The sequence below is a fragment of the Coleofasciculus sp. G2-EDA-02 genome, assembly GCF_040226375.1.
In the GTDB taxonomy this organism is placed as follows: domain Bacteria; phylum Cyanobacteriota; class Cyanobacteriia; order Cyanobacteriales; family Coleofasciculaceae; genus Coleofasciculus.
In genome coordinates, this window is sequence record NZ_JAVKEW010000192.1 from 1 (window position 1) to 24,547 (window position 24,547).

General features: G+C 45.1%; 16 protein-coding genes and 2 pseudogenes. 12 read left to right on the top strand and 6 right to left on the bottom strand.

Features of this window, described 5'->3' with window-relative positions:
• Positions 1 to 151: 151 nt before the first annotated feature.
• Complete coding sequence (locus RLO19_RS22600; protein WP_446359663.1) at positions 152 to 1,051, bottom strand: phosphodiester glycosidase family protein; 900 nt, start codon at positions 1,049 to 1,051, stop codon at positions 152 to 154.
• A 241-nt stretch (positions 1,052 to 1,292) separates the two neighbouring features.
• On the opposite strand from RLO19_RS22600, the gene RLO19_RS22605 reads away from it, so the two are divergent.
• From RLO19_RS22605 to RLO19_RS22635, 7 genes and pseudogenes are all read left to right on the top strand, one after another.
• On the top strand, positions 1,293 to 2,039 hold the full coding sequence (locus tag RLO19_RS22605; RefSeq protein ID WP_446359664.1) for a DUF6544 family protein: 747 nt from the start codon (positions 1,293 to 1,295) through the stop codon (positions 2,037 to 2,039).
• 477 nt (positions 2,040 to 2,516) lie between these two features.
• Entirely contained in the window at positions 2,517 to 5,153 is a 2,637-nt protein-coding gene (gene alaS, locus RLO19_RS22610) for an alanine--tRNA ligase (RefSeq protein ID WP_446359665.1), read from the top strand.
• 135 nt (positions 5,154 to 5,288) lie between these two features.
• A complete protein-coding gene (locus RLO19_RS22615) occupies positions 5,289 to 6,551 on the top strand; it encodes an O-antigen ligase family protein (protein ID WP_446359666.1) in 1,263 nt (420 codons plus the stop codon).
• A 14-nt stretch (positions 6,552 to 6,565) separates the two neighbouring features.
• The gene (locus RLO19_RS22620; RefSeq protein WP_446359667.1) at positions 6,566 to 7,732 is read left to right on the top strand and encodes a glycosyltransferase family 4 protein; all 1,167 of its coding nucleotides are present in this window, start codon (positions 6,566 to 6,568) and stop codon (positions 7,730 to 7,732) included.
• A gap of 599 nt (positions 7,733 to 8,331) precedes the next feature.
• Entirely contained in the window at positions 8,332 to 9,669 is a 1,338-nt protein-coding gene (locus tag RLO19_RS22625) for a hypothetical protein (protein WP_446359668.1), read from the top strand.
• Positions 9,670 to 10,366: 697 nt separating this feature from the next.
• Positions 10,367 to 11,179, top strand: coding sequence for a pentapeptide repeat-containing protein (locus tag RLO19_RS22630; RefSeq protein WP_446359677.1), 813 nt, complete (start codon positions 10,367 to 10,369; stop codon positions 11,177 to 11,179).
• Positions 11,137 to 11,376 (top strand): annotated as a pseudogene (locus RLO19_RS22635) (pentapeptide repeat-containing protein); the annotation flags it as partial. The gene RLO19_RS22630 and the pseudogene RLO19_RS22635, both read left to right, overlap by 43 nt.
• A 131-nt stretch (positions 11,377 to 11,507) precedes the next feature.
• On the opposite strand, the gene RLO19_RS22640 reads toward RLO19_RS22635, so the two are convergent.
• Positions 11,508 to 11,648 (bottom strand): hypothetical protein, encoded by a 141-nt coding sequence (locus RLO19_RS22640; RefSeq protein WP_446359669.1) that lies wholly within the window; start codon positions 11,646 to 11,648, stop codon positions 11,508 to 11,510.
• Between the two features lie 126 nt (positions 11,649 to 11,774).
• Between RLO19_RS22640 and carB the strand changes: the two genes are divergently transcribed.
• From carB to RLO19_RS22660, 4 genes are all read left to right on the top strand, one after another.
• Positions 11,775 to 15,029, top strand: a complete 3,255-nt coding sequence (gene carB / locus RLO19_RS22645; RefSeq protein WP_446359670.1) for a carbamoyl-phosphate synthase large subunit — start codon at positions 11,775 to 11,777, stop codon at positions 15,027 to 15,029.
• 526 nt (positions 15,030 to 15,555) lie between these two features.
• The gene (locus RLO19_RS22650; RefSeq protein WP_446359671.1) at positions 15,556 to 16,182 is read left to right on the top strand and encodes a GNAT family N-acetyltransferase; all 627 of its coding nucleotides are present in this window, start codon (positions 15,556 to 15,558) and stop codon (positions 16,180 to 16,182) included.
• Positions 16,183 to 16,637: 455 nt separating this feature from the next.
• Positions 16,638 to 18,161, top strand: a complete 1,524-nt coding sequence (locus tag RLO19_RS22655; RefSeq protein ID WP_446359672.1) for a carboxypeptidase M32 — start codon at positions 16,638 to 16,640, stop codon at positions 18,159 to 18,161.
• Positions 18,162 to 18,352: 191 nt separating this feature from the next.
• Positions 18,353 to 20,773, top strand: a complete 2,421-nt coding sequence (locus tag RLO19_RS22660) for a sucrose synthase (protein ID WP_446359678.1) — start codon at positions 18,353 to 18,355, stop codon at positions 20,771 to 20,773.
• A gap of 262 nt (positions 20,774 to 21,035) precedes the next feature.
• Here RLO19_RS22660 and RLO19_RS22665 read toward each other — a convergent pair.
• The 4 genes and pseudogenes from RLO19_RS22665 to RLO19_RS22680 form a co-directional block, all read right to left on the bottom strand.
• Positions 21,036 to 21,369 (bottom strand): annotated as a pseudogene (locus RLO19_RS22665) (DUF5615 family PIN-like protein).
• The gene (locus RLO19_RS22670; RefSeq protein ID WP_446359673.1) at positions 21,366 to 21,590 is read right to left on the bottom strand and encodes a DUF433 domain-containing protein; all 225 of its coding nucleotides are present in this window, start codon (positions 21,588 to 21,590) and stop codon (positions 21,366 to 21,368) included. The pseudogene RLO19_RS22665 and the gene RLO19_RS22670 overlap by 4 nt, the downstream one beginning before the upstream one ends.
• A 126-nt stretch (positions 21,591 to 21,716) precedes the next feature.
• A complete protein-coding gene (locus tag RLO19_RS22675; RefSeq protein ID WP_446359674.1) occupies positions 21,717 to 22,064 on the bottom strand; it encodes a DUF5615 family PIN-like protein in 348 nt (115 codons plus the stop codon).
• Positions 22,065 to 22,379, bottom strand: coding sequence for a DUF433 domain-containing protein (locus RLO19_RS22680; protein ID WP_446359675.1), 315 nt, complete (start codon positions 22,377 to 22,379; stop codon positions 22,065 to 22,067).
• 585 nt (positions 22,380 to 22,964) lie between these two features.
• Between RLO19_RS22680 and RLO19_RS22685 the strand changes: the two genes are divergently transcribed.
• A complete protein-coding gene (locus tag RLO19_RS22685; RefSeq protein WP_446359676.1) occupies positions 22,965 to 24,398 on the top strand; it encodes a HAMP domain-containing sensor histidine kinase in 1,434 nt (477 codons plus the stop codon).
• Positions 24,399 to 24,547 lie beyond the last annotated feature (149 nt).

The following is a 24,547-nucleotide window of genomic DNA, read 5'->3' on the forward strand; positions in this document are numbered from 1 at the left end:
TTGATAATTGACAATTGATTAATTGGGTCTAAGACCTCTTCGTTTACGAAGAAATTAAAAAAGATTTTCCTTAATTTCAATCCTCTTCTTTTAAGGAGAGGTCATTATCCATTGTTCATTATCCATTGTCAATTTTTGAATTCTAAACCATTCAAACTCTGAATAACTGAGGAATGATCGGTCGTTCTCCCTGTTGAAACTTTTGCCAAGTCTCTCGCAAAAATGTTGGTGCCGGATGATGAGAATCATACACCACAATCGCGTTCGTGAGCGTTCGTTTTGGATTCACCAAAATCCTCCCCCTGTGGTATAATGCGCTAGATGCTCCGCCATCTAAATTCATCGCCTCACTACACCCAATTGCCCGCATTACCTTCGCCTCTCGCCATAAAGGTAAGGGAACTAAAAACGTGACCAAGATTAGTTTTTTCCCACTGGCTGGAAACCCGATCGCACAGCGATGCGCTACACCCATAACACGCGGATCAGTAAATCCTTCACTACGCGGCGCTAACCAAACTTTCCCTTGTCTCAAAAGTCTAGGTCCCCCTGTCAGCGAAAACCAATGTTGACCCCAATCAGGTGTTCCATCCACTCGCGCTGTCACCAATTCCGGTTGGTTTCCCACCCGCAATCCCAGTGTTGTACCATAATTTTCCCAGGGACTGTATTTAAGAAACATCCCGGCTGATACTATATTTCCCATCAGCCGTTTTGGATCTTGCTTACTAAAAAATGTGCCATTCGCAACGATAGCAGCATGATAGCGGCTAACCATATTACCAAAAGATTCCTCACCAATCGTCCCTTGATGATTTCCCAGAGTGGAATTATTAGCTAAGCCAATGGCGATAAAGGTATTTGGGTTTGTCAAATCAATGTGGGTTTGATACAGGGGAACTCCGAGAATCGTACTGCGCCGAAGACTGACAGACTCGGCGGCGACTGGAGAAACAAGTGCTAACCCTTGGGCGAAAGCCGCACCACCAAGGACGAGAAATGAGCGTCGGGTGAGTTTTCGGTGATGGCTGGATAAGTTTTGATGTGACATTGGTACAATCTCAACAGGACTAGCCGTTATAAACACCAACTTGATGCGCTGGGTTTATAACTGGGTGGATTGCAACCTGGTGATTAGTAATTGGGGAAGAGGGAAGGTTTGTGTAGTATTAGAATAGGGTTCCTCGTTCCTCCAGGAACCTGATGAATAGGTTTGCTTCGCTGACAATAAATACTGGATTCTAAAGATTAATCCGGACAATTGTTTTTAAGTATCGGGGTTGAAGGTAACTATGAGTAAAGCGGTTTCCCTGGATGAGTTATGGGAGTCAACGCCACCTAGCGAGCAAGTTTTTCAACCCGATCAATTGGTAGGGCTTCCTGATGCGGTACAAGGCTATCTGAACCATGCGATCGCGCCAGGAACGAAATTAGCTTCTGCGGTGCGACTGCGGATGCATGGCGAAATTAAACTGCGGGGTTGGCTTCCTTTTACCGCAGAACAAGTCATCTGTTGGCGTCGAGGTTTTATCTGGCGGGCGGCGGTACGGATGAAGGGTTTACCGATTTGGGGTTCGGATCGGCTTGTGGATGGTGTTGGGGCGATGCGGTGGAAGTTGTTAGGGCTGTTTCCGGTGGTAACGGCTTCGGGTGAGGATATTACGCGATCGGCTGTAGGGCGAATGCTGGGGGAACTTTTTTGGTTACCCTCTGTTCTATGTCAACCTGATGTATCCTGGACGGCATCAGATGCAGTTCATGCCCATGCTAGTTTAACCCGATTTGGGGAGAGTACAGAACTTATCCTCACGATTGATAATCAAGGGCGGTTGGAGAGTGCCAATCTGAGGCGTTGGGGTAATCCTGAAGGTGCTGAGTTCCATTATGCAAACTTTGGCGGTTTTATAGAGGAAGAAGGAACGTTTTGCGGCTATACTATCCCCACTCGCTTGTTGGGTGGATGGCATTTTGGTAGTGAGCGCTTTGAGTCAGAAGGGGCATTTTTTCGAGCAACTATTGATCAAGCAATCTATCGTTAAACCTCTTGTCGGAGCGACTTGTTTGCATAAATTAACAACTAGAGAAACAGGGCGGGTTTAGTTACATTGGGGTGCAACGGAAAAGATAGTAGTAAAACCCGCCCCTACAGAGGATTGGGTCGCCCTTTTCTCACAATAAACAGGGCGGGTTTAGTCACATTGGGGTGCAACGGAAAAGATAGTAGTCAAACCCGCCCCTACAGAAGCTGATACTGTGGAATCAGTCATTCAGGATTTACGCTCCACGAAAAGAGGGGTGTGGAAACCCGCGCAGGCGGGTTTTGTTTGTGTAGCTGCGGTTTAAACCGCCCCCCCTGGCGTCGGCTGAAACCGGGATGAGAAGCAAAAACCCTGCAACAATCGATAACATAAGTAAAAATAGATCACAATTGAACCGATAAACCTTGTTATCTCTAGGATGGATAAGTCTAAGCGTCTAAAATCCAAAATCCGATCCTAGTCTCATCGTTAAACACCATGCCCAAATCTCCCAAATCCCTCAGCGGTAACCAAATCCGACAAACGTTCCTGGAATTCTACGAAAAACGGCAACACCAGGTTTTGCCGTCGGCTTCCTTAGTCCCCGAAGATCCCACCGTGTTACTCACCATCGCCGGGATGTTACCCTTTAAACCGATATTCCTGGGACAACGCCAGTCGGAATTTTCCCGCGCCACCACCTCGCAAAAATGTCTCCGCACCAATGATATAGAGAATGTGGGACGCACGGCGCGACACCATACCTTCTTTGAAATGCTGGGCAATTTTAGCTTTGGCGACTATTTTAAAGAACAAGCGATCGCGTGGGCATGGGAATTATCCACCAAAGTCTTTGCATTACCTCCAGAACGCCTGATAGTGAGTGTGTTTCGAGAGGATGACGAAGCCTTTGCCATCTGGCGGGATAAAATTGGTATCCCAGCTCATCGTATCCAGCGTATGGGCGAAGAAGATAACTTCTGGGCATCGGGTCCCACGGGTCCTTGTGGTCCTTGTTCAGAAATTTATTACGACTTCCACCCGGAAAAAGGGGACAAGGCTATCGATTTAGAAGATGACACCCGGTTTATTGAGTTCTATAACCTGGTGTTCATGGAATACAACCGGGATGTTGAGGGGAATCTTACCCCCCTGAAAAATAAAAATATTGACACCGGCTTGGGATTAGAACGGATGGCGCAAATCCTCCAGCAGGTTCCCAATAACTATGAAACTGACCTAATTTTCCCGATCATCAAAACCGCTGCTGAGATTGCTGGACTTGATTATGCCAAAAGTGACGAGAAGACTAAAGTATCCCTAAAAGTGATTGGCGATCACATTCGCGCCGTGGTTCATCTCATTGCTGATGGGGTTACCGCCTCGAATAATGGGCGCGGCTATATCCTGCGTCGTTTAATCCGGCGAGTGGTGCGCCATGGGCGGTTAATTGGCATTGCCCAAGGCGAGTTTACCACCCAAGTTGCAGAAAGCGCGATCGCACTGGCAGAAGACGCCTATCCGAATGTGCGACAACGGGACGATTCGATTAAAGCTCAATTGCAACGAGAAGAATCTCAATTCCTCAAACGCATAGAAAACGGCGAGAAATTATTGGCAGATATTCTGGCGACAAAGCCCCAGCAAATTTCTGGGGTGGATGCCTTTACCCTCTATGATACCCATGGATTCCCCTTAGAATTAACCCAAGAAATTGCCGAAGAACAAGGGATTACTGTAGATTTGGCAGGCTTTGAAATTGAAATGGAGAAGCAGCGCCAACGGGCGAGAGATGCCCATGAAACTATTGATTTGACGGTACAGGGAAGCTTGGATAAGTTAGCTGAACATATCCAGGGCACGACGTTCTTGGGGTATAGTGAACCGCATTCTATCGCCCAGGTTGAAGCCTTATTAGTCGAAGGTAAAGCGGTAGAATCAGCAGAATCTGGTACTGATGTTCAGATTATTTTAGACCAAACCCCCTTCTATGCCGAATCCGGGGGGCAAATTGGCGATCGCGGTTATTTGTCGGGCGATAATTTAGTGGTACGGATTGAAGATGTCAAGAAAGAATCCGACTTCTTTGTCCATTTTGGTCGCGTGGAACGGGGAATGATAAATCTGGGGGATACCGTTACCGCTCAAATTGACCGCGCCTGTCGCCGTCGCCTCCAAGCGAATCATACGGCGACTCATTTATTACAAGCGGCGCTGAAAAAGATTGTTGATCTGTCTATTTCCCAAGCCGGTTCCTTAGTCGCTTTTGATCGCCTGCGGTTTGACTTCCATTGTTCCCGTTCCCTGACTGCAGAGGAATTGGCACAAATTGAGGAGCAAATTAATACTTGGATTGCTGAAGCTCATGGCGCAGATGTCGCTATAATGTCCCTTACAGATGCCAAGGCAAAAGGTGCGATCGCGATGTTTGGGGAAAAGTATGCTTCGGAGGTACGGGTTATCGATTTCCCTGGTGTTTCTATGGAACTCTGTGGGGGGACTCATGTGAATAACACGGCTGAAATTGGTGTATTTAAAATTGTCTCTGAAACGGGGGTTGCTTCCGGTATTCGGCGCATCGAAGCGGTAGCCGGTCCTGCGGTATTGGATTATTTGAACCTGCGGGATAAAGTGGTCAAAGAATTATGCGATCGCTTTAAAGTCAAACCCGAAGAAATCCCTGATCGAATTACCAATATCCAGAACGAACTCAAAGCCTCTCAGAAAGAATTAGACGCCGTGAAACAAGAATTGGCTTTAGCCAAATCTGATCAGTTATTGAGTATAGCTGAATCGGTGGGTGAGTTCAAGGTTTTAGTGGCAAATCTAGGAGACATTGAACCTGACGCCCTGAAAACCGCAGCGGAACGACTTCAGCAAAAATTGGGCGAAAGTGCGGTTATTTTAGGTTCATCTCCTACAGAAGGAAAAGTTAGTTTAGTCGCGGCGTTTAGCACCAAAGTCCAGAAAGACAAGAAACTACAAGCGGGTAAATTTATTGGTGAAATTGCCAAACTTTGTGGCGGTGGCGGTGGGGGACGTCCCAATTTAGCCCAAGCTGGGGGACGAGACGCTAGTAAGTTACCGGAAGCCTTGGATACGGCAAAACGTCAGTTAATTGAACAGTTGCAGTAATCATGTAGGGTGGGCAATGCCCACCTTTTTTTCCTATAAATTAGGCAAGGTATAGTGGTGCATTACGGCAAGATCGAGATAAAAGGAATTATAATGACTCTAATCATGCCTAATGCATCTTATTAAACGCTAAAAATGATTACTAAACCAGAAAAAGAAAATATCGTCATAAAGATATGTTATGTAGGTTTGCTACTTTCATCTCTCCTGAGTCGGGTAAAATTCACTTATTTTAGTTCTTTTAGCCTGAGTATCCATTATCTCTTGATTCCTCTATTTTCCACTCTATTAATTCTTTTGAACCTAAAAAGCCTAAAAGAATTTTGGATTGCTCACCCAAAAATATTGGCAGCTATTGGATTATTATATATCTGGATCTGGGTCTGTGCATTTTTTAGCAATTTCCCCACCACTGCCCTAACTTACACGATAAAATACACCGATTATTTTTTCATATTTATTGCTTTTTTAAGCCTAAACTTTCCCAAACCGAAAAGCATCAAATATTACTGCCTAACTCTATTAGTTATAATACAAGTCATAGCTATTTTAGGTTTGGTAGAAATAGTCTTCCCCAAAATGTGGATGTTTAGACTGTTAAAGTATCCTAGCTTCCATCCTCAGATTGGTTCAATCATGCAAAACCCAAATCAGTTTGGCGTTTTAATGGCGATAGGCGCGAGTTTGACTCTGATTCTATACCAGAAAAAAGTTATTTCTACAATTTACTTATATATCAGCGAAGTCCTGTTAGTTATTTCCCTAGCAATTTCTACAAGCAGAAATGCCTGGTTAGTGTTTATTTTAGGTTTAGTTCTACTTAGGGGAACAAAAATAATCAATAACATTAAGTTTATTTCGTTGTCTTTCTTGTTAGTTATTTGTATTTTATTGTATCCCCCGGCTAATTATAAACTAGGACTCGTTAATTCTAATATATTGCCTGGATTTGAGCTATTGAATCAAAACTTTTCCAACCCGAGTTCCCTTGAAACAAAAATATCAAATCCCAAATCAACAGCTTTGTCGAGATTAGCTTTATGGAAAGCGGCTATTAGTGAAATGACTAAACAACCAATAACAGGCATAGGACTAGGCGTTTTTGCCGAACATATAGGAAGAGAAGTTTTTGGTGTCAAAGGTTTTCACGCCCATAATATATTTTTAAATATAGGTACAGAACTGGGAATACCTGGATTACTAATATTTATTGGTTTTTTGTTGAAAATAGCATCGGATCTCAAGCCGAGTAATTTTGTCACTGTCATCATACTTCTATTTTTAGCATCGCAAATGCTTGACTTTTTCATTGAAGACTATACCTTTACAACGATTGAGCTGTATTTTTTATCCCTAGCAGTTATATCAGGAATAAAAGTTGAACCAACGCTCAAATAAATTTAGATTTTACTATGACTCAACAACACCCATTAAAAAACCATCATTTCTATCTCATATTCCCTAATATCTTTGAATTTAAGGGAGGAGTGCAGGTTTATTCAGCTTTCTTGCTCAAATCATTACAAGAGTTATATCCGGATGCCAATTATGACATTTTCATCAAGTATGATAAAAACGATTCAAAAAACCTGCAAAATCTCCAATTTCTACCCCATACTAAATTTCACTATTTCGGACATTTTCCCCGATTGCTACAAACTATACTTTTGGCAATTACAATAATTGTACAAGGCATTTGGCAGCGTCCAAGTTTAGTAATATCTACCCATATCAACTATGCGATCGCTTGCTATATACTTCAACGAATAAATGGAGTCCCTTACTGGTTCATTGCTCATGGTACCGAGGTTTGGTCTACAGAAAGAAAATCCCACAAACTCGTATTACAGGGAGCCGAAAAAGTCATTGCTGTTAGTGAATATACACGACAGAGAATAATCAAAGAGCAAAATATTGATACCGATAAAATTCATATATTATTTAATACTTTTGATTCTAAACAATTCCAGATAAAGTCTAAACCAACTTACTTACTACAACGGTATAATATAACCCCCAATCAACCGATAATATTAACAGTAGCTCGCCTGGGTCGTATGGCACAGCATAAAGGCTACGATCAAATTCTCCATGCCTTAGTCAAAATTCGTCAGCATATTCCCAATATTCACTATATTCTCGCGGGTAAAGGTGATGATAGACCGAGGATTCAAACCTTAATTACCAGCTTGAACCTCGATGATTGCGTGACTTTGCCGGGATTTTTGACAGATGAGGAATTATGCGATCATTATAACCTCTGTGATGTGTTTGCGATGCCCAGTCAGGGGGAAGGCTTTGGCATTGTCTTTTTAGAAGCATTAGCTTGTGGTAAACCTGTGTTAGCCGGGAATCAAGATGGTTCTGTTCAACCTCTGGTTAGTGGGGAATTAGGATGCTTAGTTGATCCCAATGATGTAGAGGATATTGCTACCAAACTCATTGAAATTATCCAAGGACATTATGGGAATAAAATGGTGTATAATCCAGAAGGGTTACGAAAAAGAACAATTGAATTGTTTGAATTGAATCAGTTTAAAACAACCCTGGCAGCATTATTGTCTTCTAATTTAAAATAAGCCCCGACACCCGCCAAGAACTCAAGTTCTTGGCTTATAGCTGAAGTCCATTAAAATGGACTAAAACTAGAGATGCCGTCGGGCAGCGAGATAACTGTAAGGGTTTAGTTCCTGGGGTTTCAACCCAAGATGGTTTAACGCCAGTGGTGCAAGATATGAGTATTAACGTGAAGTTTTCCTGAGGTTTTCCCAACCTACCGACTTTCCTCAAACGCCAAATAGGAGTCTATAGGCGGGCACATTTTCCCATTATAAAAAATTATCCCCCAAAACCGAAACCCTGTCAAGCGATCGCGTCCGATCAAATCCGATCAAATCCGGTTGAATACTCACACAAGGCAGACGGCAGAAGGTAGAAACAAAGAAGAGAAGAATAAGTGTTTAGACGGACATGATATCATAAGCAAATATCAAGCACCTTCACCCAAATTAAATGAACTTCCGCCTCGCCAAGATCGTTTCAATCCCTTTGTGGATAATTTTCATGACAGCTCTTTAGATCGCACCCCTGATATTGGCAACAGAAGAAACCGCCGCCGTAGCTAGACAAATGGGATAAGGGTCTGCCAAACTAGAAGATAATCTTGAGCATCTTCATCATGAATCGCCTCAATCACCACGCCTATAAAATTCTCTGTGCAGAAGTTCACCACTGCACCGGAGACTCCTCAGTCAATCAGGTAGAACGAGAAATCGTCCTCAAGCGGTTAAAAAAACTGCGATCGCAACCCGGTGCCCCCGCTTCATTAGCCGAACTACGAGAAGCGATTGTGGATGTGTTACCCCAATTCAGTGAAAAAGAACTCAAGAAAGCGGCAAAAGCTAATCAGCCGCCGGGACTACTTAGTAAAATGGCTTGGACAGGGGCAATCCTGGGGAGTATGGCGGGTTTTGTTTGGCTGGTTAATCTGCCTTATCCAATGATCCGGCGTCCAGTGGCGCGGACAGCACCACTGTTAATATTACCCAGTTATATCCAGATGGATCATAGCTATCGCCAAACCATTCGCAACGTTGAACAAGCCGATCAACTGATTAATAATTCAACCAGTGCCGCAGATTTCAGTTTAGGGGAAGAAAAAGTTAAGTTAGCCCAAACTCATCTGGATCAATTACCTGTCTGGTTCTTAGGTTACGAACCCAAATTCTACTGTAGCTTATTTAACTGTAGCTGGAAATTCACCTTCGATGAATTTGAACGCGCTCGTACTAACGTCGCTCGTATGGAAGCCAAGGTATTCCAGGAGAAAAATGCTCAGATTGAACTAGAGAAAGCCGAAACTGTACTCAATCAAGCCAAACAGCAGTACCAGCAAGCCGCAACGCCAACTGATAAACAAAACGCGATCGCACAATGGCGTTCAGCAATTGATCAATTAGAGCAAATCCCCTCAGCTACCCTCGCCGGACAAACCGCGAAAACCAAGTTCCTCGCTTATCAAAGGGACTTTCAGCAAGTGGTTGGCTTTGCGGCGGATAACCAACGTACCGGTTCCCTGATTGGTGCGGCTCAAGAATTTGCTTTTGCGGCGGCTAAATCGGCTCAAAATCCGCCCCACACTGTCGCTGAATGGCAACAAATCCAGAAACTTTGGCAACAAGCGATCGCGCGATTGGAAAAAGTTCCCCTAGATGATCAAGGTTATCTAGAAGCCCAAAAATTACTTGCCACTTATCAAACGAATTTAGGTATTATCCAAACTCGCTCCTCAGCCGAGGCAGAATCAATACAAGCCCTCGATGAAGCTCAACGTCAAATTCAACGTTTGCTCGCCAACACACCTACCGATGCGGCGATTGATCGGAATCTGACCCTTAGTCAGCTTCAGGGTATTATTAATCAACTCAATAAGGTACAATCTGGGACAACATCCTACCCGAAAGCTCAAGAACTTTTGCTCTCAGCCCAAAATAAACTTAAGCAGGTTCAACCCTAAAAAAAGTCATTTGTCATTCGTCATTATACCAATAATAAACCTTCTATCTTCTGCTATAAAATCTGGAGATGGTTAACCCGGTAAAATAATTGAACGAACCTCTAATGATGCGATCGCCTTGAACCGAATTCAGTTCCTACCCCATTTCCCCCAGCGACTCCTCGGATTCCTGCTCACATTTCTCCTACTCCTGATTCCCCTACCCGCCTTAGCCGCCACCCCAGAACGCCAACCGTTAACCCTGGAACTCCTGGAAGAACGCCTAGAATCGCCGATTCAAAGCGAAGGCGTTTCCACGATTGATCTGCGCCAGTTCGTTATTGACTTAACCAACGAGAATACAGACTTTCGAGATCAGTTCTATCAACACCTGCAAAGCCAGCTAACTCGTTCTAAAACTCCTCTGGCTTTAGACTTAAGTGAATCCTTGATTCAAGGAGAGTTTACGGCTAGCAAATTAGGCTTACAAACCGCCCTCTCTCAAGCCACGTTACCCTCATTATTAACTAAAAAAGAACAAGCACAATTGGCAAAAGATGCTCGCTTTATCAGCGAATCAAAAGACCAAGTTCCCTCAATTACTGTCTTTCGGGGTACTCTCAAACTGAATCAAACCCGTCTCAGTGGTGCGATTAATTTCGCGAATACTTTCTTTCTGCAACGCTTAGAAGTATCTGATGCTGTGTTTATCCAAGAAGTGGATTTTTCAGGGAGTAGTTTTAGCCAGTCCGTTGATTTCAGTAATACTACATTTGGTCGAGATATTAACTTCAGCGGTGATACCTTCTTTGATCAGGCTGGGTTTACTCAGGTAGAGTTTAAAGGGATGGCGGATTTTAGTCGTTCTACATTTTATGGGAAGGGGAATTTTAGTCAGGCGGAATTTGTCCAGCTTGCCAATTTTACCGGAAGCCAATGGCTAGAAGATGCAGATTTTTCCCAAGTGATTTGGCGCGATCGCACGTTGTTGAGTAAGAGTCGATTTACTCAGTCGTTGTTACTAAACGAGGCGACGTGGGAAAAGTCTATTAGCCTGCGGGGAAGCCAGTTTCAGCAACCGATTTTAATGCGGGATGCGAGTCTACTGGATCAAATGGATTTGAGTAATACGCGCTTTTCCGCCAATGCTTATGTTAATGTCGCCGGGATGACCTTTGACTCCGACGAAGCCAAACTATTTGGTGATGCCGGTCATGTGGGAAAAATTCTATCAGTTCCTCGACTCGAAGGCAATGAGGATGTACTGCGGAATTTAGTCCGGAACTTTCGCGAACAAGAACAAATTCCCGATGGCAATTCTTTAGATTATCTGCGGGAACGGTTGCGACGGGAACAATTGTGGGGACGACTGGTGGGTAGCTTTTTCCAGTTAATGAATCGCCAGGATACCCCTGTGCGATCGCGCCATTGGCTAATTGATGCTTTACACTGGGCGGGGTTGAGTTTACTGCTGCTATTAAGTGCCGATGGTACAAGTTTTGGCTTAGTTTTCGGCGTGGGAATTGGCTAAATTATTATGATTTTAGTTTTAATAATTTACTTAAGTTTGGTTTTAATGATATTCGCCTGAGAGAGGAACATGTTCCCGGTATTATTATGACCTTGGCTTGGTATCAGTGGGGTTTGGGTCTTGCTTATATTGCCCTGCTATTGTGGACGCTTTCGCGGACGATTCCTGGGCTAAATTTACTGATTTATCTGAAATAGTAACACTGATTTCTCTGATTTGGTGGAACGGTAGCGGTAGGGGGTGAGAGGTTAGTCCCACTGATTTCACAGAAGCGCTAGTTCTCAAGTGGCAAAGGATAAAAAGATGATTCGATTGTTGGGGAAATTATTTACTTTTCTGTGTCAATCTGTGTCCCCCACATATCGTAGGGTGGGCATTGCCCACCAGCGTTAAGGAGCGTACTATTCGTGTATTCGGGTTTCGCGATCGCACGTTGGTTATCGTGAGACTTCTTTTGAGTGTCATTCAATCCGTGCCATCCGTGTTACCCAAATCCCCCAAGTCATCAAACTCCAACATAACCGCCGCGACGAATTTCCCTCAGACCATATAAAATAAACAGGATTCACGAATAGTCACGCAATCACCAACACCTATGCCTCGCCGCGACGATCTTCACAAAATCCTGATCTTGGGTTCTGGTCCCATTGTTATTGGACAAGCCTGTGAGTTTGACTACTCCGGCACTCAGGCGTGTAAAGCCCTCCAGCAGGAAGGCTACGAAGTGGTACTGGTTAACTCCAACCCAGCCACAATCATGACCGACCCAGAAACCGCAGACCGCACCTACATCGAACCCCTGACTCCGGAAATTGTGGAGAAGGTGATTGCCAAAGAACGACCAGACGCCCTATTACCAACAATGGGTGGTCAAACTGCCCTGAATATTGCCGTTACCCTGGCAAAAAATGGTGTTCTCGACAAATACGGCGTCGAGCTCATTGGTGCTAAACTCGATGCCATCGAAATGGCAGAAGACCGCCAGCTTTTCAAAGAAGCCATGGGACGCATTGGTATCGGAGTCTGTCCCTCTGGAATCGCCAGTACCCTAGATCAAGCCAAAGCCCTTGCCCAACACATTGGCAGCTACCCCCTAATTATTCGTCCAGCCTATACATTAGGCGGGACAGGCGGTGGTATCGCCTATAACCAGGAAGAATACGAAGAAATGGCACAAGCGGGGTTAGACGCCTCCCCCGTCTCTCAAATCTTAGTAGAACAGTCGCTGCTGGGATGGAAAGAATATGAATTAGAAGTGATGCGGGATCTCGCCGATAACGTAGTCATTATCTGCTCAATCGAAAACCTTGACCCCATGGGCGTCCACACCGGCGACTCGATTACCGTAGCCCCCGCCCAAACTCTCACCGATAAAGAATATCAGCGACTCCGGGATTACTCCATTCAAATTATCCGCGAGATTGGCGTCGAAACCGGCGGCTCAAATATTCAATTTGCCATCAATCCAGTTACCGGGGACGTGATTGTCATCGAAATGAACCCCCGTGTCTCCCGCAGTTCTGCCCTCGCCTCGAAAGCCACAGGGTTCCCCATTGCCAAATTTGCGGCAAAGTTAGCCGTGGGGTACACCTTGGATGAAATTCCCAACGATATCACCAAGAAAACCCCCGCCTCCTTTGAACCCACTATCGACTATGTAGTCACCAAAATTCCCCGCTTTACCTTTGAAAAATTCCCCAACGCCAAACCCGTACTCACCACCCAGATGAAGTCTGTGGGAGAAGCCATGGCAATTGGGCGCACGTTCCAAGAATCCTGCCAAAAAGCCCTACGTTCCTTGGAAATCGGACGCTACGGCTGGGGATGCGATCGCGTCGAAAAACTTCCCTCCCTCGAACAAGTGCGTTCTAGCTTACGTACACCCAACCCAGACCGCATCTTTACCCTGCGTCACGCCTTACAATTAGGTATGACCGTCGAAGAAATTTATGAACTCACGAGTATTGACCCTTGGTTTCTCGATAAGTTTGCTGATTTACTCGAAACTGAAAAATTCCTCAAGCGCACTCCCTTAAAAAGCTTGACAAAAGAGAATCTTTGGGATATAAAACGTCAAGGCTATAGCGATCGCCAAATTGCCTTCGCGACCAAAACAACCGAGGATGAGGTGCGGGCATACCGGAAGCAACTTGGGGTTGTCGCCGTTTACAAAGTCGTAGATACCTGCGCCGCCGAATTTGAAGCACTAACCCCCTATTACTATTCCACCTACGAAGAAGAAACCGAAGTCATCCCCTCCGATAAGCGCAAGGTGATGATTCTGGGCGGTGGACCCAACCGGATTGGACAGGGAATTGAATTTGACTACTGTTGCTGTCATGCCGCTTACTCCCTCGCCAAAGAAGGGTTTGAGACGATTATGGTCAACTCCAACCCAGAAACCGTTTCCACCGACTACGACACCAGCGATCGGCTTTACTTTGAACCCCTGACGAAAGAAGATGTCCTCAACATCATTGAAACCGAAAAGCCTGAAGGGATTATCATCCAGTTTGGCGGTCAAACCCCACTCAAACTAGCCGTTCCCCTGCAAGAATTTTTAAACCGTCCAGAAATCCAAGCTGTACTCCCCACAAAAATCTGGGGCACCTCTCCCGACTCCATTGATATTGCCGAAGATCGGGAACGCTTTGAGAAAATCCTGCGCCAACTGGATATCAAACAGCCTCCCAATGGCATCGCCCGCAGTTATGAGGAGGCGTTAAACATCGCCAAGCGCATCGGCTACCCGGTGGTTGTGCGTCCCTCCTACGTCCTCGGTGGACGGGCAATGGAAATTGTCTATTCTGACCTAGAGTTGGAACGTTATATGACCTTTGCGGTACAGGTTGAACCGGAACACCCGATTCTGATTGACAAGTTCTTGGAAAACGCCATTGAAGTCGATGTAGACGCGATCGCAGATCATACCGGTCGAGTGGTGATTGGTGGCATTATGGAGCATATCGAACAAGCTGGCATTCACTCCGGTGACTCGGCTTGTTCCATTCCCTTTATTTCCCTGAGCCCCACGGCAATGGAAACCATTCGCACCAGTACCCATCAATTAGCCACAACGCTGAAAGTTATCGGGTTGATGAATATCCAGTTTGCCGTTCAAGGGGAAACCGTTTATATCTTAGAAGCCAACCCTAGGGCGTCGCGTACCGTTCCCTATGTCTCCAAAGCAACGGGTGTCCCTCTCGCGGCTTTTGCTTCCCGGATTATGGCAGGAGAAACCCTAGAAGCCCTAGGTTTAACCCAGGAACCTGAACTCCAGCACATTGCGGTCAAAGAAGCCGTCTTGCCCTTTGATAAATTCCCTGGTACTGATGTTATCCTTGGACCGGAAATGCGGTCTACGGGTGAAGTGATGGGCATTGATACAGACTTTGGTAAGGCATTTGCCAAGGCAGAATTAGCCGCCGGTCAGCTTTTACCTCTTTCGGGTACTGTCTTTGTCTCCACCAATAACCGGGATAAAACCAATGTTGTCCCAGTGGTTCAAGACTTGATGGACTTGGGCTTTAATGTTATTGCCACGGAAGGGACACGCCAAGCCCTCCAGGATCAGGGGTTGTCCGTTGATTTAATCCTGAAACTGCACCAAGGGCGTCCCCATGTTTTGGATGCGATTAAGAATAAGCAGATTCAGTTGATTATTAATACCCCAACCGGAGAAGATGCCCAAGCCGATGGTCGTTTAATTCGGCGTACCGCACTGGCTTACAAAATCCCAATTGTTACCACGATTGCTGGTGCAAAGGCAACAGCCGGGGCAATTCGTTCATTGAAGTCTCAGCCTTTGGATGTGAAAGCGTTGCAAGACTACATTCACGATATTCACTAAGCAGTGATCGGTATCAACAGTGTCTGGTGATCGATGAGCCGTGATCATGGGTTGCCGATCACAAAATAACCGCCTAAAGTTCAATCCGGGTTTGACTGCAATTGCCTCAATTCCAGCAAATCCAATGGACTTTAGGCGAAAACAGGGATTAGGTTAAGGTAGAATGTATTTGTCTATACTTAAAAAAAAATCATCGACTGATAAGTTATCAAAGAAGTACGAATAGACAAGGCAGAAGATTACACGGGGAGAAAAATAGACGTAAAATTGGGGTAAGTGGGGTTGTAAGAGAGTCAGGGATGGGTAAAATAGCGTTGTCTGAACGGACAGCCTCTGTACCCCATACTCCCGTTTCACGATAGTGATATCAACTTGGTGTTAGCAGCCGTGGAAAGGTGACCTCGACAACAAGCAGCAGGAGCCATCCTTAATCATTCCACCGTAGAATACAGTGTAAGTCATAAACTGCTGCCCCATCGGTCAAATCGCCCAACGTTTTTAATAGTTAAGCAGATTGTGAATCGCGATGGCTGTATCGGTTTCTCAGGCGGCAACATGTCCCAACAGCACTCAAATTCCGGTGTCTTTGAAATCTCTTCCCATCACACCTGTTCCGGATACTCTGGTGATCACCTATCTCCAGATGACCGATCCGACTCAATTCCGTCCGGCGTATCTCAACTACCCCGAGGGGATCAAAATGATGTGTATGGATACGCCTGATGTTGCCTTCTATCGTTTCCTGTACAGTACAGTGGGTAAGCCCTGGCGTTGGCGCGATCGCTTATCCTGCTCGGATGAAGAACTGCAAGACATTCTCACTGCCTCTGAAACCAGTATTCACATCCTCTATGTCAATGGTGCGCCAGCCGGATACATTGAATTGGTCAAGCGTCGCGAAGGACCTTCAGGGCGGTTCTACTCGACAGAAATTGTGTATTTTGGTTTGCGCGAAAACTATCTAGGGCGAGGGTTAGGCAAGCATTTACTCAGCCACGGTATTGCTTATGCTTGGAACAAAGGAACGCAACGCCTCTGGATTCATACCAGCAATCTGGATAGCCCCTACGCCCTAGATAATTGCATTAAACGGGGCTTTAAAATCTATCGGATTGAAAAAGAACCCATGCCAGAGTTTTATCGTCAACCCTAAGGGGGAGCCGGGGAAGATATACCGTAGGGTGGGCAATGCCCACCAGCCTCATCTGAGCGTGCCATTGAACTTAAATTAGATTAAATCAGATATATTGTCTTCACTTCAGATAACTACAGCTTATGCGACCAATGCACAAGTCGCCCAGAAATGGCACAATATTGGTTTGTCGATCTGCCAAAGTCTCAAGCTTAATGGATTAAGGTAGAGAGATAAGTTTTGTCATGCTCCAGCCGATCAGGGTTAGCCATTTCCTTCGCTGTCAGCCAACTGATGTATCCATTGCCGTTGAGTGACCGTCGTTAAGCACCAGAGTCAGCGTCAGAGCCTAGAGTTCAGCCTAAAGCACTTCCTAACACAGATTCTCCTTTTCGATTGTCAGGTGTACATTTACTAATCTGGGAAACATTTCTACCAATGTATCCAAGCCCATACTACAGCATCACCCACCGACCATGCAGACTATCGAAAAGACAGAAACCCAACTTCTAGAGCTGAAAACCCGCCTGAGTGAAATCAATGATCTCGAAGCCGCCGCGTCTCTGTTGTACTGGGATCAGGCAACTTATATGCCGCCAAAAGGTGCAGCTGCTCGCGGACGACAGCTAGCCACATTGCAACAAATTTCCCATAGTAAATTTATTGAAGAAGCCATGGGTCAGCTTCTAGAGGACTTAAGCTCCCTAGAAGCCAGTTTGCCCTACGACTCGGACGAAGCCAGTTTATTGCGTGTCACCCGCCGCAAATATGAGCGGGCGGCGCGGGTTCCCGCCACGTTTATGGCAAAATTCTCTCGCCATCGCACAGAAACCTACGGTGCATGGGTAGCCGCACGCCCGGAGAATAATTTTGCTGCGGTTGCACCCTATTTGGAAAAAACCCTAGAGTTGAGTCGGGAATTGGCGAACTTTTTCCCAGGGTACGATCATATTGCCGATCCGTTAATTGATTTTGCGGATTATGGTATGCAAACTGGCTTTTTGCGATCGCTGTTTACCCAGTTGCGAGACGAATTGGTGCCGATGGTGGAAGCGATTACCGCCCAAAAGGAGACGGATGATAGTTGTTTGCATCAGCATTATCCGGCTCAAGAGCAGTTGGCATTTACCCTGAAAATCATTGAGCAGTTGGGGTATGACTTTCAACGGGGACGACAAGATCAAACCCATCACCCCTTTATGATCAACTTCTCCACAGACGATGTCCGGATTACCACTCGCGTCTACGACAATGACTTAGGACAGGCGCTGTTTAGTAGTATTCATGAAATGGGTCATGCTTTGTATGAACAAGGCATTAGCCCAACCTTAGAAGGAACTCCCTTAGCCGGTGGCACCTCGGCAGGTATTCATGAAAGTCAATCGCGGCTGTGGGAAAATATAGTCGGGCGCAGTCGCGGCTTTTGGCAATTCTTCTATCCCCAACTACAAGCCACATTTCCCGATCAGCTCAAGGAGGTTCCCTTAGAGACATTCTATCGAGCTATCAACAAAGTCGTGCGATCGCTAATTCGCACCGATGCAGATGAGGTTACCTACAACCTCCATGTCCTGATCCGCTTTGACTTAGAACTACAATTGCTCGAAGGGAGTTTAACCGTCCGTGACCTACCAGAAGCGTGGAAAGAACGCTATCGTTCAGATTTAGGGATTGTCCCCGAAACGGATACTGATGGAGTTCTGCAAGATGTTCACTGGTATACCAGTCAAATTGGTGGCATGTTCCAATGCTACACCCTCGGCAATTTGATGAGTGCCCAATTTTTTGAAGCCGCGAACGCGGCTCATCCCGAAATCTTAGCTAAGATTGAGCAAGGACAATTCAGTACATTGCATAATTGGTTAAGAGAAAACATATACCAACACGGTTGCAAGTACACAGCGGCTGAATTAATCAAGGGCGTCACCGGTGCTGATTTGCACATCGCTCCATTCATCCGTTATATCCGGCAAAAGTACGGGCAGCTTTACGACTTGTAAGGATTGCCTAAATTTTCCTGTGTTGCTCAACCCCATAAAACACTCGTGCAGCAAGGTTTTGATGAACTGATCTGCTCAATTACTCCTCCTACCCCACGCCCGAAAAAAAAGTGGTCACTTTTCTGTTACCGCTTTGGAGTAGGGCGTTTTTCGGGAGTCTTTATTTTGAAGAAAACGCTTGGAACGTTGTAATGCTCAATCTAATCCAGAACGTACTCAATTGTGAAGAACGAAATGATTTGCGCCAATTTGCTAGTCAATTAAAACAGTCAGGACCGAGGTATCTGCTGCGAAACGATATTCTGTCTGATTTTAGTAAATACTGCGCCGATCGGCAGAAACCGGAGTATTATTATCATTCGTCTAATCTAGGACGGCTGATTTATTACACTCAGGAAATTATTCTTGATGAGGAAAGTCTCTACCTGATCATCCGACCCAAGATTGCCGAACAAGAAGCGTTTCAAGTTCTGGAAGACTTAACAGTTGAGCCGATCACAGTTCAACAACTGCTCGATGTGCGCGATCGCTTCGTCAACCATTATCGTCCCCATGAAGGGGATGTCCTCGAACTTGATTTTAAACCATTTTACGATTATAGTCCAATCATTCGGGATTCCAAAAACATTGGCAAGGGTGTCCAGTTCCTAAATCGCTTTCTTTCGAGTAAACTGTTTCAAGATCCCCGCCAATGGCAGGAATCGTTATTCAACTTCTTAAGTCTCCATGAAGTGCAAGGGACTCAGCTGCTGATTAACGGACGGATTAAAAGCCAACAGCAGCTTTCTGATCAGGTGAAACTAGCCCTCGGCTTTGTTAGCGATCGCGCCGATAATGAACCCTACGAAACCTTTCGCTTCAATCTACAAGATATGGGGTTTGAAGCGGGTTGGGGTAATACCGCCAGTCGAGTCCGAGAAACCCTAGAAATACTCGATGAACTAATTGATTCTCCCGATCACCAGGGACTTGAGAAATTTCTGTCCCGCATCCCGATGATTTTTCGGATTGTTTTAGTCTCCATCCACGGTTGGTTTGGACAAGAAGGAGTCTTAGGACGTCCCGATACAGGGGGTCAAGTCGTTTATGTTCTGGATCAAGCGCGGAGTTTAGAAAAGCAGCTACAAGAAGATATTAAACTCGCCGGCTTAGAGTTGTTGAATGTCAAGCCAAAAGTGATCATCCTTTCCCGTTTAATTCCCAACAATGATGGCACGCGCTGTAATGAACGCTTAGAAAAAGTTCATGGTACAGATAATGCTTGGATATTGCGCGTTCCCTTCCGAGAATTTAACCCTAACTATACCCATAACTGGATTTCTCGCTTTGAGATTTGGCCCTATCTGGAAACCTACGCCATTGATGCAGAAAAAGAACTCCGGGCAGAATTTCAAGGGGTTCCTGATTTCATTGTCGGTAACTATTCCGATGGTAACTTGGTGGCATTTCTCCTATCCCGCCGCATGGATGTGACTCAGTGTATTGTTGCCCACGCCTTAGAAAAATCTAAATACCTATTCAGTAACCTCTACTGGCAGGAATTAGAAAACCAATATCATTTCTCTATCCAATTTACCGCTGATTTGATTGCCATGAATGCGGCAAACTTTATTATCAGCAGTACCTATCAGGAGATTGTGGGGAAGCCGGATAGTGTGGGTCAGTATGAATCTTACCAGAATTTCACGATGCCGGATTTGTATCATGTTGTGAATGGGATTGAGTTATTTTCACCCAAATTTAATGTTGTACCGCCGGGAGTGAATGAACAGGTTTACTTCCCTTACACCCGTACCGAGGATCGGGTTCCTCGCGATTGTGAACGCTTAGAGGACTTAATCTTTACCTTAGATGATTCGTCTCAAGTCTATGGTACATTGGATGACCCGAAAAAGCGCCCCCTGTTTTCCATTGCGCGTCTTGACCGGATTAAAAATCTGACGGGTTTAACTGAATGTTTTGGCAAGAGTAAAGCATTACAAGAGCAGTGTAACCTGATTTTAGTCGCCGGGAAATTACGCACGGAAGAATCAACGGATAACGAAGAAAAGGATGAAATCGTTAAACTCTATCGACTCATTGACGAATATAATTTACACGGTAAGATTCGTTGGTTAGGCGTGCGCTTACCCAAGCGGGATTCTGGGGAAATCTATCGGGTGATTGCGGATCACCGGGGTATTTTTGTCCAGCCTGCGCTGTTTGAAGCTTTCGGTTTGACAATTTTGGAAGCCATGATTTCGGGGTTGCCAACCTTTGGGACGCAGTTTGGCGGACCGTTGGAAATTATTCAGGATAAGGTGAATGGGTTCTTAATTAATCCCACGAACCTGGAAGAAACGGCTGATAAGATTTTGGATTTTCTCTCCAAATGTGAACAAAATCCAGATTATTGGTTGGAGATTTCAAATCGGGGAATGGAACGGGTGTATAGTACCTATACCTGGAAGATTCACACTAGCAGACTCCTATCCTTGGCGCGGATTTATGGCTTTTGGAATTATACCTCTAAAGAAAAGCGGGAGGATTTGCTGCGCTATATTGAGGCGTTGTTTTATCTCATTTATAAGCCTCGCGCCCAACAATTGTTAGAAGAACATCTGAAGCGTTGAGCGTTAAGTAGGGGCACGGCAATGCCGTGCCCCTACCATGATGTAGCTATGATACTATCATACCAAATCCACCTTTATCACCCCCTTTTTCCACGGCGATTGAAATCGCTGCTACACAAACAAAGTCCGCCTGCGCGGACTAGGTTATAACGGGGGTAGCTAACCCGGATTTGGTATCAGTAGGGTGGGCAATGCCCACCGACCTATTTAGAAAATGTCTGAAACCCAAAGAATTGTGATCAATACCGTCCCCTTAATCGGCTTAAAATAGGGTCAACACACCTACGTTTAGATCATTGCTAAAGGCGTTGATGTCGCTGTAATTATCTCTTAGTAGTTTTTCCATATCGTTAGTGGAACAATTGCCCCGACGAATCCAAATGACTTTAGGCGGAGTTCCCAAGAGAATGCTCAACTCACTAAAGTCGGCATCTTTAGTAACAATCATGAAATTGTTGAGTCTAGCATATTCCCAAACATCTCGGTCTGAAGATGTTCCTATAGCCTAATGTATCGACGTGGGCAGAATTTGGATACAAATCAGTCAGTTTTGTTACCAAACGAGGAGAAAGGTTTTGATCAAACAGGAGTTTCACGGTTGAATGGTAACAGTAAGGCGTTCGCGTTGAGCAGCAAACCAAAGACAAGCAAGGATATCTGTTTTAGTCAGATAGGGAAAGTCTTCTAGAATTTCCTCTTGGCTCATGTCGGAAGCGAGGTATTCCAAAACATCATAGACAGTGATTCGCATTCCTCGAATGCAGGGTTTACCGCCACGTTTCCCCGGTTCTAAGGTGATGATGTCTTTGTAATTCATTTTCTGAGTCATCGATAGAACAATCTATGTGCCAAGATACCAGACTGGAGAAAACTGGGGGGAGGCTCCATGGTTTCCATCCCCTTGCGGGGAAGTGTGTTTGTCAAACCCTCCTACTGCTCACAACTAAAAGGGTAGATACTCAACAACATTAAGCCATTCCCCAGAGTCTGACGCCAAAGCAATCAGTTCTAAATCTTTCACAAACTGCCCAATCGTACCTCCTAACTGATGTCCAAATATCAACCCAGCAAAACGTCGTTCTTGACGTTGCCAATCCTCAGCCAATGCTTTAAAGCGAATATCTTGAGTAAACAAAACTCGACCCAGCGAACCAGCACGTTCTAGAAGTGCATCATCAGCTAACTCGGCTGAATTGTCTTCAATTGCGGTAAGAACATCTACACCCCGACGGCGCAATTGATCTGTAATGGCTTGAGGAACATGAACATCCATGTATAGTGCGACACTCACTTACAAAATCCCTCTTGCCTTCATCCGCACAAAGAATGGAGAAGGGGAGGCTTGAGTTTTTGCCTGTTGTGCTTGCTCCCATTCCTGGCGAATCTCACCCTCAATTTCATCTTGGCGATCAAAATAATACACCATTGCTGCATGAGCTTCTGAGCGTTTCAGATAAGGATGTTGGCGACACATTTCCTCAACTGACCAACCATAAGCTAGGTAGTCCATGACAATCTGGGCGACGCGCACACGGGGTATCCGTTGCAACCGCGCTGATTCACCCTCTGCTTTCTCGATATGCGGATAAATTATTCCTGATTTCATCGCCTTGTGGTTCACTCAAGATTAAGGGTCAGAATAACTATGATAGACGAACTCGCCCCACCCTTAAAATGCAGGGTTTACCGCCACGTTTCCCCGCTTCTAAGGTGATGATGTCTTTGTAATTCATTTTCTGAGTCATCAATAGAACAATCTATGTGCCAAGATACCAGACTGGAGAAACGCGATCTCGCATTTAGGTAATTTCCCTTATCTAATATCCCCAATCAACGCGGACATAAACCCTTTTTCCTTGAACAGGAGCAAATATCAATACCACTCAAAGCATTGATAGCTAAGGGTTTGGGAGTTGTGCAGCAAGCCCTCAATAAAGGCTGGTGGGCATTGCCCACCCTACGGTATAGCAGTTATAGACAAACGAACTGTTCCCCGTTCGCCGTTCCCTATTCCCCAACATAAGGAATAAAACTCATCTATCCATCAGGAAAAAATCATCTTTATTTAATGATCATCGGATTAAGTGAAAGTAAGTCCAGTTTCCCCAATGCATCCCTTTTGAATAGAAATAGCTAAACCTCAACTCTAAAATGGGATGTATTTAACGCTGATAGATCGAGTAAAACTCCGATGAAATTCCCCAGCCGTCTGCTCAGATTCTTATGTAAAGCCTTACCCCGATTTGACCCTTTTTCACTCCAGGTGCGATTAACAGTAGGTATCGCCGCCGTGTCGATTACGGGATTAAGTGCTGTTGCTATCTGGACGAGTTGGTCGATGCAGCAAATCCTGATTAAAGCCCAAAAACATAATATTCAATATCTTAGCGATCGCTTCCCCCATGATGTAAAACTTTACAGTGAGATGATGCCCCTAGAAACAGGGATGCAAAAGGCGATTGAGAACCTGACTACGGGGGATACGCTGTTATGGGTGCGTCGTTCTGATGGATCAATTCCGGCTCAATCGTCAGCGTTGCAGCTTGATCCAACGACTCGTTTGTTGTCCTCACAGATACCACTAATCCCTAAATTATATCGGGTGAACGGACGGTATTGGATAGCTTGTGGGACTCCCTTGCAAGTGCAGGGTGAAATGCTGGGTAAGGTTTATGTGGCAAAAGATATTACCAGCGAACAAAAAATGTTTTTGAGTTTGATTCGCACCTTGGGTATTGCCAGCCTGCTATCAATTACTGCCATGATTGTGGCAATTTCATTTTATATTAAGCGATCGCTGCAACCTTTATGTCAAATGAGTCAACTCACCCAAACCATTTCGGCTAAAGATTTAGGACAAGCGCGGCTGCATCTGGATAAAGCGCCGAGTGAGGTGAGAGAATTAGCGCAAACCTTTGATAATATGTTAAGTCGCTTGTTTGAGGCGTGGGAACAACAGCGGCAATTTGTGAGTAATGTTTCTCATGAATTGCGAACTCCATTAACGATTGTTTCGGGATATCTGCAAAGTATATTACGGCGCGGAAAAAACTTAACGCCTCCTCAGCAAGAAGCCTTGGAAATTGCCGCCTCAGAAGCGGATCGGACGGTTCAATTATTACAAGATTTATTGGACTTAGCACGAGTTGATCATGGCAGAATGCATTTTTATTTAGAACCGTTTGTGCTTAATGATTTGGTCGCCGAAGTCGTAGAAATGGCAGTACAATATAGTCATCGAGTGATTGATAATGATACCAGGAGTGGAGTGATTGAAGTGTTAGCCGATCGCGATCGCCTCAAGCAAGTGTTGCTGAATTTAATTGACAATGCGGTAAAATATTCAGACCCAAACCAACCTGTAAGGGTAAAATTAGACCAACAGGGGGAACAGGTAAGGATTCAGGTGTGCGATCGCGGACAAGGTATCCCCTTAGCGCAGCAATCCCGCATCTTTGAAAGATTCTATCGCGGGGATGAGAATCGCGCTCGTTCCCCAGGAGGAACAGGTTTAGGCTTATCGATAGTGAAAACCCTGGTAGAAGGAATGGGGGGTCAAGTTACTGTGCGATCGCAACTTAATCAAGGGAGTGTGTTTACTGTACTATTACCCGCACCAGATTAGGGATTGGAAATTGCTCAAATCTTCACAAATTGACAATGGATAATGAACAATGGATAATGACCTCTCCTTAAAAGAAGAGGATTGAAATTAAGGAAAATCTTTTTTAATTTCTTCGTAAACGAAGAGGTCTTAGACCCAATTAATCAATT

Bases quoted from the DNA above. Each gene is read 5' to 3' on its own strand.
- RLO19_RS22615 (WP_446359666.1), top strand. From the start codon at position 5,289: ATGATTACTAAACCAGAAAAAGAAAATATCGTCATAAAGATATGTTAT.
- alaS (WP_446359665.1), top strand. From the start codon at position 2,517: ATGCCCAAATCTCCCAAATCCCTCAGCGGTAACCAAATCCGACAAACG.
- RLO19_RS22625 (WP_446359668.1), top strand. From the start codon at position 8,332: ATGAATCGCCTCAATCACCACGCCTATAAAATTCTCTGTGCAGAAGTT.
- RLO19_RS22605 (WP_446359664.1), top strand. From the start codon at position 1,293: ATGAGTAAAGCGGTTTCCCTGGATGAGTTATGGGAGTCAACGCCACCT.
- RLO19_RS22660 (WP_446359678.1), top strand. From the start codon at position 18,353: ATGCTCAATCTAATCCAGAACGTACTCAATTGTGAAGAACGAAATGAT.
- RLO19_RS22620 (WP_446359667.1), top strand. From the start codon at position 6,566: ATGACTCAACAACACCCATTAAAAAACCATCATTTCTATCTCATATTC.
- RLO19_RS22600 (WP_446359663.1), bottom strand. From the start codon at position 1,051: ATGTCACATCAAAACTTATCCAGCCATCACCGAAAACTCACCCGACGC.
- RLO19_RS22655 (WP_446359672.1), top strand. From the start codon at position 16,638: ATGCAGACTATCGAAAAGACAGAAACCCAACTTCTAGAGCTGAAAACC.
- carB (WP_446359670.1), top strand. From the start codon at position 11,775: ATGCCTCGCCGCGACGATCTTCACAAAATCCTGATCTTGGGTTCTGGT.
- RLO19_RS22670 (WP_446359673.1), bottom strand. From the start codon at position 21,590: ATGAATTACAAAGACATCATCACCTTAGAACCGGGGAAACGTGGCGGT.
- RLO19_RS22680 (WP_446359675.1), bottom strand. From the start codon at position 22,379: ATGAAATCAGGAATAATTTATCCGCATATCGAGAAAGCAGAGGGTGAA.
- RLO19_RS22650 (WP_446359671.1), top strand. From the start codon at position 15,556: ATGGCTGTATCGGTTTCTCAGGCGGCAACATGTCCCAACAGCACTCAA.
- RLO19_RS22685 (WP_446359676.1), top strand. From the start codon at position 22,965: ATGAAATTCCCCAGCCGTCTGCTCAGATTCTTATGTAAAGCCTTACCC.